The following is a 12119-nucleotide window of genomic DNA, read 5'->3' on the forward strand; positions in this document are numbered from 1 at the left end:
AGAATCGTCGGGATGTCTCCGAGAGCCGCTGACCCCCCGGTGCCCGCCGCCACCGATCCCGCGCTGATCCGCAACTTCTGCATCATCGCGCACATCGACCACGGCAAGTCGACGCTGGCCGATCGCATGCTGCAGATCACGGGCGTGGTCGCCGACCGCGACATGCGCGCGCAGTACCTCGACCGCATGGACATCGAGCGCGAGCGCGGCATCACCATCAAGAGCCAGGCCGTGCGCATGCCCTGGGAGCTTTCGGGCACCGCGTACGCGCTGAACATGATCGACACGCCCGGGCACGTCGACTTCAGCTACGAGGTCTCGCGTTCGCTCGCGGCGTGCGAGGGCGCGATCCTGCTCGTCGACGCGGCGCAGGGCATCGAGGCGCAGACGCTCGCGAACCTGTACCTCGCGCTCGAGAACGACCTCGAGATCATCCCGGTCCTGAACAAGATCGACCTCCCGGCCGCCGAGCCCGAGAAGTACGCGCGCGAGCTCGCCGACCTCATCGGCGGCTCGCCCGACGACGTGCTCCGCGTGTCCGGCAAGACCGGCATGGGCGTCGAGGACCTGCTCGACCGCGTCGTCGAGCGCATCCCCGCCCCGGTGGGCGACGCGGATGCCCCGGCGCGGGCGATGATCTTCGACTCCGTCTACGACAGCTACCGCGGCGTCGTCACCTACGTCCGGATGGTCGACGGCAAGCTGAACCCGCGCGAGCGCATCCAGATGATGTCGACCAGGGCGACGCACGAGATCCTCGAGATCGGCGTGAGCGCGCCCGAGCCGACGCCCACCAAGGGCCTCGGCGTCGGCGAGGTGGGCTACCTCATCACGGGCGTGAAGGACGTGCGGCAGTCGAAGGTCGGCGACACCGTCACGACCGCGTCGAAGCCGGCCGCCGAACCGCTCGCCGGCTATACCGAGCCGCTGCCCATGGTCTTCTCGGGCCTGTACCCGATCGACGGCAGCGACTACCCCGAGCTCCGCGAAGCGCTCGACAAGCTCAAGCTGTCGGATGCCGCGCTCGTCTACGAGCCCGAGACGTCGGTCGCGCTCGGCTTCGGCTTCCGCTGCGGGTTCCTCGGGCTGCTGCACCTCGAGATCGTCACCGAGCGGCTGCGTCGCGAGTTCGACCTCGACATCATCGCGACCGCGCCGTCCGTGGTCTACGAGGTCACGACCGAGGACAAGAAGACCGTCACGGTCACCAACCCGAGCGAGTTCCCGACCGGCGGCAAGATCGCCGAGGTGCGGGAGCCCATCGTGAAGGCCGCGATCCTCGCGCCGAAGGACTACGTCGGCACCATCATGGAGCTCTGCCAGTCGCGTCGCGGCACGCTGCTCGGCATGGAGTACCTCGGCGAGGACCGGGTCGAGATCCGCTACAACATGCCGCTCGGCGAGATCGTCTTCGACTTCTTCGACAACCTCAAGTCGAAGACCGCCGGCTACGCGTCGCTCGACTACGAGCCGGCAGGCGACCAGGCGGCCGACCTCGTGAAGGTCGACATCCTGCTCCAGGGCGAGCAGGTCGACGCGTTCAGCGCGATCGTGCACCGCGACAAGGCGTACGCGTACGGCGTGCTCATGACCGGTCGCCTGCGCGAGCTGATCCCGCGGCAGCAGTTCGAGGTGCCGATCCAGGCGGCGATCGGCGCCCGCATCATCGCGCGCGAGTCGATCCGCGCCATCCGCAAGGACGTGCTCGCCAAGTGCTACGGCGGTGACATCACCCGCAAGCGCAAGCTCCTCGAGAAGCAGAAGGAGGGCAAGAAGCGCATGAAGATGGTCGGCCGCGTCGAGGTTCCCCAGGAGGCGTTCATCGCCGCGCTCTCGGGCGAGACCGAGAAGAAGGACGCGAAGAAGTAGCGCTCAGGCGCCATTTCGTAGAATCGACGGATGACTCGACGCAGCACGTTCACCGACCAGTCGGTGACCTACGGCGCGATCGGCGCCACGCTCGATCCCGACCTGCTGCGGTACCCGCCCTCCGGGTTCCGCCCGGCCGAGGACTCGGTGAAGCTCGGTTCCGGCCGCGAGCGCTTCGACCGCGCCGCCGAGGAGCTCATGACCTGGGGCGTCCAGAAGGGCGCCGGGTTCGAGGTGGCCGAGGTCGCTCCGGGCACGGGCGCGCAGTACACGGGCATCGCGTACGACGCCGACGGCTCGCCCCTGACGGAGCAGCCGACCGCGCGGGCCGAGCAGCGCTTCGCCGCCGACGGCACGCCGTTCGTGTCGGCGGGCATGACCGCGGTGCTCCGTCGCCGCGAGCGGTTCCGCACCCGCGTGGTGCCGGTGCTCGTGGTCTACGTGGTCGACGAGCCGGGCCGCATCGGCTTCGCCTACGGCACCACCGGAGAGTCGCCCGAGCACGGCGAGGAGGCGTTCGTCCTCGAGCACCGCGACGACGACAGCGTGTGGCTCACCATCCGCTCGGCGCTCGAGCCCAGGGGCGGCATCCACCGCCTGCTCGCGCCCCTCGTGCGTCGTCGCCGGCGTGAGCTCACCCGCGCCGAGCTCCGCGCGCTGCACCCCGCGTACACCTGACGTGGCCGGTCCGCTCCCGATCGCCGATCCCGCTCCCGCTGACGGCCTGCTGCCCGCGACGGCGGTGACGGATGCCGCGACGCGCGCCTTCGGCCTGTACGTCCACGTGCCGTTCTGCCGGGTGCGCTGCGGCTACTGCGACTTCAACACGTACACGGCGGGGGAGCTGCGCGGCGTCAGCCAGGCGCAGTACGCCGACCAGGCCGTCGACGAGATCCGGCTCGCGGGTCGCGTGCTCGCGGCATCCGGCGCACCGGACCGACCCGCCCAGACCGTGTTCTTCGGCGGCGGCACGCCCACGATGCTGCCTGCGACCGATCTGGTGCGCATGTTGCGCGGCATCCGCGACGAGTTCGGCCTCGCGAGCGGCGCCGAAGTGACCACCGAGGCCAATCCGGACTCGGTGGGACCGGAGGACCTGCAGCGCCTCGCCGAGGGCGGGTTCACCCGCATCTCGTTCGGCATGCAGTCCGCCGTGCCGCACGTGCTCGCCGCGCTCGACCGCACGCACGACCCCGCCCGCGTACCGCTCGTCGTCGGCTGGGCGCGCGACGCCGGGCTCGACGTGAGCCTCGACCTCATCTACGGCACGCCGGGGGAGTCGCTCGACGACTGGCGCACCAGCGTCGAGTCGGTGCTCGCCGAACGACCCGACCACGTCAGCGCCTACGCGCTCATCGTGGAGGACGGCACGAAGCTCGCCCGGCAGCTGCGTCGCGGCGAACTGCCGGCGTTCGACGACGACCTCACTGCCGACATGTACGAGCTGGCCGACGAGCGGTTCGCTGCGGCCGGGTACGAGTGGTACGAGGTGTCGAACTGGGCGACGGATGCCGCGCACCGCTCCCGCCACAACCTCGGGTACTGGCGCGGCGACGACTGGTGGGGCGTCGGCCCCGGCGCCCACAGCCACGTCGGCGGTGTGCGGTGGTGGAATGCGAAGCACCCGGCGGCGTACGCCGAGCGCCTGGCGGCGGGCGTGTCGCCGGCAGTCGGGCGCGAGACGCTCGGCGCGGCGGCGCGCGAGACCGAGCGCGTGCTGCTCGGCACCCGGATCCGCGACGGGCTCGAGCTCGCCTCGCTGGGTGCCGGCGGTCGCCGCGAGGTCGCCGCGCTCATCGCCGACGGACTCGTGGACGCGAAGAACGCCCTCGCCGGGCGGCTCACGCTCACCCGGCGAGGGCGTCTGCTGGCGGACGCCGTCGTGCGGCGCCTGCTGTACTCGGTGATCGAGTAGCGCCGAAGGCGCGTACCGAGATCAGCTCACGAACTTGATCGCGATCGGGTAGACGTAGGGCTGGCCCTGGTTCGCCTTCATCGCGGCGATGATGCCGAACACGATCGCGGCGACCCACGCGGCGAACAGGATCAGGAAGCCGATCAGCACGAACGCGAGGACCCAGCCGACGACGTACGCGATGAGCAGCGTGATCTGGAAGTTCAGCGCGGTGGCCGAGTGCGCGCGGATGAACGCGCCGCGGTCCTTCAGCACCAGGTAGCCGATGAGCGGCGGCAGGAACCCGAACAGGATGCCGCCGATGTGGATCAGCGTGGCCCAGAGCCGCTGGTCGGGCGGGCTCATCTCCTGCGCTGCGGCGCCGTAGCCGGGGCCGCCCGCGGGCGGCGGGGTCGGGCCGCCGGGCGGCGGGGGAGGCGTGCTGCCTCCGGGAGGAGGCGGGGGCGTGCTGCCGCCGGGCGGCGGAGTGCTGGGCGGAGTGGGCGGGGTGGGAGGTGGTGCGTCGGACATGATGCTGGCTCCTTGGTCGGTCGCACGCCGTGTCGCGAGGCGTTTCTTCATGCTGGCACACGGCGACGCGCCGGTCGAGAGGTCTCGAACCGGCGCGTCGTGAGGAGCTGTGCGGCTACTTGATGAGGCGCAGGGCGAACGGGTAGCGGTAGTGCCGACCGTCCTTCACCTGCAGGAAGGCGATGATCGAGAAGACGACGCCGAGGATCCACGGCACGTAGGTGAGGAAGCCGAGGACGGCCCCGATGCCGAAGGTGACGATCGTGAGCACCGTCACGGCGATCCACAGGGCGACCGTGGCGATGGTGAGCGTGATCTGGAAGTTCAGCGCCTCCTTCGCCTCGGTGTTCGTGAACGAGCCGCGGTCCTTGAAGACGAGCCAGATGATGAGCGACGGCAGGATGCCGAGGATGCCGCCGAGGTGGGCGAACGACGCCCACTGGACGTCCTGCTCGTGCGAGAGCGGCGCGGCAGCGGCCGGCTGCGGGGTGTTGGGATCGGTCATGCGGGGTGCCTTTCGGGTTTGACGGGGGATGCCCGCCGGCCGCGCCGAGCGGGCGCGCGCCGGTGACGGCGATGCACACGCTACTGCGGCAGCACGCGGACCGGCAACGGCGCCATCCCCGGATGACGCGATATGATTAGCAGTCAGCTGAACCGAGTGCTAAGCGCACGATCCGCCCGACCGGTCGAGGGAAGCGAGGGTCCATGGTCTCCGAGCGCAGTCTCGCCGTCCTCCGTGCCATCGTCCAGGACTACGTGGCCTCGCGCGAGCCGGTCGGCTCGAAGACGATCGTCGAGCGCCATCACTTCGGCGTCTCGGCCGCGACCATCCGCAACGACATGGCGCTCCTCGAGGAGGAGGAGCTGATCGCGGCGCCGCACACGTCGTCCGGTCGCATCCCGACCGACAAGGGCTACCGGGTGTTCGTCGACCAGCTCGCCGACATCCGCCCGCTCTCGACCGCGCAACGGCAGGCGATCGAGACGTTCCTCGGCGAGTCGAACGACCTCGACGAGCTGCTCTCCCGCACGGTCCGGCTCGTCGCGCAGCTCACGCGGCAGCTCGCCGTGGTGCAGTATCCGAGCTTCGCACGGGCGCGCGTGCGTCACGTCGAGCTCGTCTCGCTGGCGCCGACGCGGGTGCTGTGCATCCTCATCTCCGACTCCGGCCAGGTCGAGCAGCGGCTGGCCGAACTCGACCACCCGGTCGACGAGGAGACGCTGCACCGACTGCGCGACCGGCTCAACGAGGTCGCCGCCGGGCTCACCATGACCGAGGCGGCGACCGCGCTCTCGGCCGAGACCGAGCAGGCCGACCGCGCCCACGCCGAGGTGCTCCGCACGCTCGCCGCGACGCTCGCCGACCAGGCGAACGTGACCCGGAGCGACCGACTGGTCGTCGCCGGCGCGGCGAACCTCGTGCGCACCGAGCAGGACTTCGCCGGCAACATCCTCGGCGTCATCGAGGCGATCGAGGAGCAGGTCGTGATCCTGCGGCTGTTCGGCGAGATGCACTCCGACGACGGCATCGCCGTGCGCATCGGCCGCGAGAACGCCCCGTACGGGCTCGGCGAGACCTCGGTCGTCACGAGCTCGTTCGCCGTGCCGGGGCGCGACGTGTCGCGGCTCGGCGTGGTGGGTCCCACCCGCATGGACTACTCCCAGAGCATGGCCGCCGTGCGCGCCGTGGCTCGCTACCTCTCCCGGACCCTCGGCGAGAGCTGATCCCCGGACCGCCCCGCGCGGCATCCGTCACCGGCAACCGAAAGGACACGCCCTCCGTGGCCGACCATTACGAGGTCCTCGGCGTCTCGCGCGACGCCACCCCCGACGAGATCAAGAAGGCCTACCGGCGGCTCGCCCGCGAGCTGCACCCCGACGTCAACCCGGGCACCGAGGCATCCGAGCGCTTCAAGCAGGTCACGCACGCCTACGACGTGCTCTCCGACCCGAGGCAGCGGCAGCAGTACGACCTGGGCGGCGGCCAGGGCGGCTTCAACGGGGCCGGCTTCGGCGGGTTCGGCGACATCTTCGAGACGTTCTTCGGCGCGGGGCAGTCCACGCGCGGCCCGCGCTCGCGCCGCGAGCGCGGCCAGGATGCGCTCATTCGGCTCGAGGTGGCCCTCGACGACGTGATCTTCGGCACCCACCGCGAGATCGACGTCGACACCGCGGTCACCTGCGAGACGTGCCACGGCTCGTGCTGCCAGCCCGGCACGGCTCCGGTCACCTGCGACATCTGCGGCGGCACCGGGCACATCCAGCGCGCGGTGCGTTCGCTCCTCGGCAACGTGATGACCTCGAGCCCGTGCGGTTCGTGCCGCGGCTACGGCACGATCATCGCCACGCCGTGCCCCACCTGCCAGGGTCAGGGTCGCGTCCGGGCTCGCCGCACCGTTCCCGTCGACGTGCCGGCGGGTGTCGACACGGGCGTGCGCCTGCAGATGCCCGGCTCGGGCGAGGCGGGCCCCGCTGGCGGGCCGAACGGCGATCTCTACCTCGAGATCAAGGTGCGCAACCACGAGGTGTTCAGCCGCAACGGCGACGACCTGCTATGCACGCTCGAGGTGCAGATGACCGATGCCATCCTCGGAACGACCGCGAAGGTGGAGGCGCTCGACGGCGACGTCGACCTCGAGCTGAAGGCGGGCGTGCAGTCGGGCGAGATCCTGACGGTGCGCGACCGCGGCATCACGCACCTGCGCGGCGGCGGCCGCGGCGACCTCAAGGTCGCCGTCCACGTCGTGACGCCGACGAAGCTGAGCCACAAGGAGCGCGAGCTCGTGCAGCAGCTGGCCAAGCACCGCAAGGCGCAGCCTCCGCAGCTCGGCCACTTCCAGCAGGGGCTGTTCGCGCGCCTGCGCGACCGGTTCCTCGGCTGACGGCGGGGCGGATGCCGCGATGAGCAGCCTCTACCTCGACGAGACCCTCGACCTGGCCGGGGTCGCGCCGGGTGCGTCGGTCGTGCTCGACGGCGACGAGGCGCGCCACGCGGTGACGGTGGCGCGGGTCCGGGTGGGCGAGCGCGTCTCGATCGGCGACGGTCGAGGACGCATCGTGACGGGCGAGGTCGCCGCGACGGAGTCGCGCCGGCTCGAGCTCGTCGTCGACGAGGTGCGCGAGGAGCCCGAGCCGGCCCCGCGGCTGACGCTCGTGCAGGCGCTCGCGAAGGGCGACCGGGACGAGCTCGCGGTGCAGGCGGCGACCGAGCTCGGCGTCGACCGGGTCGTGCCGTGGGCGGCGACGAGGTCGGTGTCGCGCTGGGAGGGGCCGAGGGCCGAGAAGGGCCGCGCACGCTGGGCCGCCATCGTGCGTGAGGCGGTGAAGCAGTCGATCCGCTCGCGCATCCCCGTGGTGGAGCCGGTCGCCGCCACGCGCGAGCTCCCGGCTCGGCTGCAGGGCGAGCGGATGCTGCTGCTCGTGCCCGGCGCCGAGACCCCGCTGTCCGGCATCCGCCACGACGGGCGTGACCTGTCCCTCGTGGTCGGACCGGAGGGCGGCATGGACCCCGCGGAGATCGCGCGGCTCGTCGACGCCGGCGCGGAACCGGTGCGGCTCGGCGACTCGGTGCTGCGCACCTCGACGGCCGGCCCCGCGGCGATCGCGGTGCTGTCGGTCGCGCTCGGGCGGTGGTGAGCCATCCGTCGCTACGATGGGGGGATGAGCGGAACGGCTGAGCCCACGGTGTTCGAGCGCATCGCCGCCGGCGAGATCCCGGCGCGCATGGTCGCCGAGACCGAGCGCATCATCGCGTTCCACGACATCTCGCCGCAGGCGCCGGTGCACGTCGTCGTGACGCCGCGCACGGCCGAGTACCGCGACGTCGTCGAACTCGCGGCCGCCGACCCCGAACTGCTCGCCGAACTCGTCTCGGTGGCTCGCGGCATCGCCGACGAGCTGGCCGACGGCCAGTTCCGACTGGTCTTCAACACCGGCCCCGCTGCGGGCCAGACGGTGTTCCACGTCCACGCCCACGTCCTCGGCGGCGGGCTCGAGGAGGGATCGCTTGGCGGGCGCTGACGACCAGGGCGAGATCCGGCCCGCCGCCCCGGCGGCGGCATCCGACGAGGACCGCATCCACGTCGACGGCATCGCGATGGTGCGCCTGCTCGGACCGCAGGACCGGCTGCTCACGAGCATCGAACGCGAGTACCCGGGCGTCGACGTCCACGTTCGCGGCAACGAGATCGCCATCCGCGGCGACGACGACCAGCGGCGGCGCGTGCGCCGTCTCATCGAGGAACTCCTCGAACTCGTCCGTGGCGGCGAGGACCCGACGCCCATCGAAGTGAGGAGCTCCGCCCGAATGCTCGACGCCGACCCGAACTCCCGGCCATCCGAGGCGCTCGGCCAGGTGATCGTGTCGGCTCGTGGCCGCTCGATCCGCCCGAAGACCGAGGGCCAGCGCGCGTACGTCGACGCGATCGACGAGAACACGATCGTCTTCGGCATCGGACCCGCCGGTACCGGCAAGACCTACCTCGCGATGGCGAAGGCGGTGCAGGCCCTCCAGCGCAAGGAGGTGAACCGCATCATCCTGACGCGTCCCGCGGTGGAGGCGGGGGAGCGGCTCGGCTTCCTGCCGGGCACGCTGACCGACAAGATCGATCCCTACCTCCGGCCGCTGTACGACGCGCTGAACGAGATGATGGATCCCGAGATGGTGCCGAAGCTGCTCGCCTCGGGCACCGTCGAGGTCGCACCGCTCGCGTACATGCGCGGCCGCACGTTGAACGACTCGTTCGTCGTCCTCGACGAGGCGCAGAACACGACGCCCGAGCAGATGAAGATGTTCCTCACCCGACTCGGGTTCGGCTCGCGGATGGTCGTCACCGGCGACATCACGCAGGTCGACCTGCCGGGCGGTTCGTCCGGTCTCCGGCTGGTCACCCGCATCCTCGACGGCGTCGACGACATCCACTTCGCGCGGCTGACGAGCGACGACGTCGTCCGCCACACGCTGGTCGGCCGCATCATCGACGCCTACACCGAGTTCGACCAGCGCGCGCAGGCGCAGCGGTTCGAGCGCGAGCAGGCGCGCGAGTTCGCCAACCGGGCCGAGCGTCGCGGTGCGGAGCGCCGCGGTGCCGCCGGTCCGCGCGACCACCTGCCGAGGAAGAGGAGCACGTGAGCATCGAGGTCAACAACGAGTCGGCCGTCGAGGTCGACGAGGCGGCGCTGCAGCGCCTCGCGGTGTATGCGCTCGATGCCCTGCACGTCCACCCCGACGCCGAGCTCGCGATCGTCCTCGTCGACGAGGGCGCGATGGAGCAGCTGCACGTGCAGTGGATGGACGAGCCGGGGCCGACCGACGTCCTGAGCTTCCCCATGGACGAGCTTCGACCCGGCACCGAGGACCAGCCGGCGCCGCCCGGCCTGCTCGGCGACGTGGTGCTCTGCCCGCAGGTCGCCGAGGCCCAGGCTCGCGCCGCGGGGCACTCGCTCCTCGACGAGCTGCAGCTGCTCACCGCGCACGGCATCCTCCACCTGCTCGGCTTCGACCACGCCGAACCCGCCGAGGAGCGGGAGATGTTCGGGTTGCAGCGCGACCTGCTCGTCGGCTTCGCCATGCAGGAGCGCCGCCGCTGACCATGATGCTGCCCTGGCTCTTCCTCGCCGCGGCGCTCGTGCTCGTCGCCTTCGGCGGACTCATGGCCGCGGTCGATTCGGCGATCAGCGTGAGCTCGCGGGCCGACCTCGTGGAGATGTCGGTCGGCGCGCGCGCCGAGCGGTCCCTCCGGGCGATCGCGGACGACGCCGGCGCGCACGTCAACGCCGTGAACTTCATGCGCATCCTCGCCGAGACGACGGCGGCGGTGCTCGTGACGCTCGCCTTCGCGTCGTTCCTCGACGATGTCTGGCTCGTCCTGCTGGTCTCGGCGCTGATCATGACCGCCGTGTCGTTCGTGCTCGTCGGCGCCAGCCCGCGCAGCGTCGGGCGGGCGCACGCGTCCGCCGTGCTGCGCCTGTCGGCGCCGCTCATCCGGTTCGTCCGGGTGCTGCTCGGGCCGCTGGCCGACGCGCTCGTCGCCCTCGGCAACCGGGTCACGCCCGGCCGGGTGCGGTTCGCGGGCGTCGCGAGCGAGGAGCAGCTGCTCAGCATGGTCGACGAGGCGACGGAGCTCGAGGTGCTCGAGCAGGGCGATCGCGAGCTCATCCACTCGATCTTCGCGTTCGGCGACTCGCTCGTGCGCGAGGTGATGGTTCCGCGCACGGACATGGTGACGATCGACCGCTCGGCGCACCTGCCCCAGGCCATGGCCCTGTTCCTGAAGGCCGGCTACTCGCGCATCCCCGTCGTCGACCGCGAGGCCGACGACGTGGTGGGCGTGCTGTACCTGCGTGACCTCGCCCGGCTCGGGTTCGAACGCCCGATCGACGCCGAGACATTGACCGTCGACGATCTGACCCGGCCGGCGAACTTCGTCCCCGACTCGATGCGCGCCGATGCCCTCCTCCGGCAGATGCAGCTCGAGTCCAACCACCTGGCGATCGTGGTCGACGAGTACGGCGGCATCGCCGGGCTGGTCACCATGGAGGACCTCATCGAGGAGCTCGTGGGCGAGATCTCCGACGAGTACGACCGCGACAGCGCGCAGGTCGAGGAGCTCATGGACGGCCGGTTCCGGGTCACCGCGCGCCTGCCGGTCGACGAGCTCGGCGACCTGTTCGGGCTCGACCTCGAGGATGAGGACGTCGACACGGCCGGCGGGCTCCTGGCGAAGGAGCTCGGCCGGTTGCCGCAGCCCGGCGACCGCGCCTCGGTGAGCGGCCTGGTGCTCGAGGCTGAGCGCACCGAGGGGCGCCGCAAGCGCATCGCCACGATCCTGGTCGAGGCCGACCAGGCACTGATCGACGTCCGCGCCGCCTTCGGCGACGACGTCGCACCGACCGAGGGAGACCGCCCATGACCGACTACCGCGCCGGATTCGTGTCGTTCGTGGGGCGGCCCAACGTCGGTAAGTCGACGCTCACCAACGCGCTCGTCGGCGAGAAGGTCGCCATCACGAGCTCCAAGCCGCAGACCACGCGTCGCGCCATCCGCGGCATCGTGCACCGCGACCACGGCCAGCTCATCGTCGTCGACACGCCGGGCCTGCACCGCCCGCGCACGCTGCTCGGCGAGCGCCTCAACTCGCTCGTGCAGACGACCCTCGGCGACGTCGACGTCATCGGGTTCTGCGTGCCCGCGAACGAGGCGATCGGGCCGGGCGACCGGTACATCAACGAGCAGCTCGACCAGTACCCGCGCGCGAAGAAGGTCGCGATCGTCACCAAGACGGATGCCGCGGGCAGGGCCAAGGTCGCCGAGCAGCTGCTCGCGGTGTCGAAGCTTCGCGAGTGGGACGCGATCATCCCGGTCTCGGCGCCGAAGGGCGAGCAGCTCGACGTCCTGGTCGACGAGCTGCTGCAGCTCATGCCCGAGTCGGAGCATCCGCTCTACCCGGCGGAGACGACCACCGATGAGGAGCCCGGCGAGCGGATCGCCGAGTTCGTCCGCGAGGCCGCGCTCGAGGGCGTGTCCGACGAGCTGCCGCACTCGATCGCCGTGGTGGTCGACGACATGATCGAACGCGACGACAAGGATCTCCTCGAGATCTACGCGAACCTCTACGTCGAGCGCGACAGCCAGAAGGGCATCATCATCGGCAAGGGCGGGTCCCGCCTCCGCGAGGTCGGCGAACGCGCTCGCGCACAGATCGAGGCGCTGCTCGGACGCAAGGTGTACCTGGCGTTGCACGTGAAGGTCGCCAAGGACTGGCAGCGCGACCCCAAGCAGCTCGGCCGGCTCGGGTTCTGACCGGGCCCGTCCCGACGCGTC

At 71.2% G+C, this 12119-nt stretch carries 13 protein-coding genes; 11 read left to right on the forward strand and 2 right to left on the reverse strand.

Annotation, left to right across the window (positions count from 1 at the left end):
* Positions 1-12: 12 nt before the first annotated feature.
* Genes lepA through hemW form a run of 3 tightly spaced genes read left to right on the forward strand, consistent with a single transcriptional unit; the run spans position 13 to position 3784 of the window.
* Complete coding sequence (gene lepA, locus AVP42_RS01465) at positions 13-1869, forward strand: translation elongation factor 4 (RefSeq protein WP_067945400.1); 1857 nt, start codon at positions 13-15, stop codon at positions 1867-1869.
* Between the two features lie 30 nt (positions 1870-1899).
* Complete coding sequence (locus AVP42_RS01470) at positions 1900-2547, forward strand: DUF1990 family protein (protein ID WP_067945402.1); 648 nt, start codon at positions 1900-1902, stop codon at positions 2545-2547.
* 1 nt (position 2548) lies between these two features.
* Positions 2549-3784 (forward strand): radical SAM family heme chaperone HemW, encoded by a 1236-nt coding sequence (hemW, locus tag AVP42_RS01475; RefSeq protein ID WP_067945404.1) that lies wholly within the window; start codon positions 2549-2551, stop codon positions 3782-3784.
* A gap of 21 nt (positions 3785-3805) precedes the next feature.
* Here the strand turns inward: hemW and AVP42_RS01480 are convergent, their stop codons facing one another.
* Positions 3806-4129, reverse strand: coding sequence for a DUF4870 domain-containing protein (locus AVP42_RS01480; protein WP_067945406.1), 324 nt, complete (start codon positions 4127-4129; stop codon positions 3806-3808).
* A 280-nt stretch (positions 4130-4409) separates the two neighbouring features.
* Positions 4410-4799, reverse strand: coding sequence for a DUF4870 domain-containing protein (locus tag AVP42_RS01485; RefSeq protein WP_067945408.1), 390 nt, complete (start codon positions 4797-4799; stop codon positions 4410-4412).
* Positions 4800-5002: 203 nt separating this feature from the next.
* Between AVP42_RS01485 and hrcA the strand changes: the two genes are divergently transcribed.
* The 8 genes from hrcA to era are packed head-to-tail and all read left to right on the forward strand — an operon-like array spanning position 5003 to position 12098.
* A complete protein-coding gene (hrcA, locus tag AVP42_RS01490) occupies positions 5003-6022 on the forward strand; it encodes a heat-inducible transcriptional repressor HrcA (RefSeq protein ID WP_067945410.1) in 1020 nt (339 codons plus the stop codon).
* 56 nt (positions 6023-6078) lie between these two features.
* The gene (gene dnaJ / locus AVP42_RS01495; RefSeq protein ID WP_067945412.1) at positions 6079-7179 is read left to right on the forward strand and encodes a molecular chaperone DnaJ; all 1101 of its coding nucleotides are present in this window, start codon (positions 6079-6081) and stop codon (positions 7177-7179) included.
* A 19-nt stretch (positions 7180-7198) separates the two neighbouring features.
* Positions 7199-7933 (forward strand): 16S rRNA (uracil(1498)-N(3))-methyltransferase, encoded by a 735-nt coding sequence (locus tag AVP42_RS01500; protein WP_067945414.1) that lies wholly within the window; start codon positions 7199-7201, stop codon positions 7931-7933.
* Between the two features lie 24 nt (positions 7934-7957).
* Positions 7958-8317, forward strand: coding sequence for an HIT domain-containing protein (locus AVP42_RS01505; protein ID WP_067945416.1), 360 nt, complete (start codon positions 7958-7960; stop codon positions 8315-8317).
* Entirely contained in the window at positions 8304-9428 is a 1125-nt protein-coding gene (locus AVP42_RS01510) for a PhoH family protein (protein WP_369798121.1), read from the forward strand. Before AVP42_RS01505 ends, AVP42_RS01510 begins: the two co-directional genes overlap by 14 nt.
* Complete coding sequence (gene ybeY, locus AVP42_RS01515; RefSeq protein ID WP_067945418.1) at positions 9425-9886, forward strand: rRNA maturation RNase YbeY; 462 nt, start codon at positions 9425-9427, stop codon at positions 9884-9886. The genes AVP42_RS01510 and ybeY overlap by 4 nt, the downstream gene beginning before the upstream one ends.
* Positions 9887-9891: 5 nt before the next feature.
* Positions 9892-11208, forward strand: coding sequence for a hemolysin family protein (locus AVP42_RS01520; protein WP_067945490.1), 1317 nt, complete (start codon positions 9892-9894; stop codon positions 11206-11208).
* Entirely contained in the window at positions 11205-12098 is an 894-nt protein-coding gene (gene era, locus AVP42_RS01525) for a GTPase Era (protein ID WP_067945420.1), read from the forward strand. Before AVP42_RS01520 ends, era begins: the two co-directional genes overlap by 4 nt.
* Positions 12099-12119 lie beyond the last annotated feature (21 nt).

Source organism: Agromyces sp. NDB4Y10, assembly GCF_001620055.1.
GTDB lineage: Bacteria > Actinomycetota > Actinomycetes > Actinomycetales > Microbacteriaceae > Agromyces > Agromyces indicus.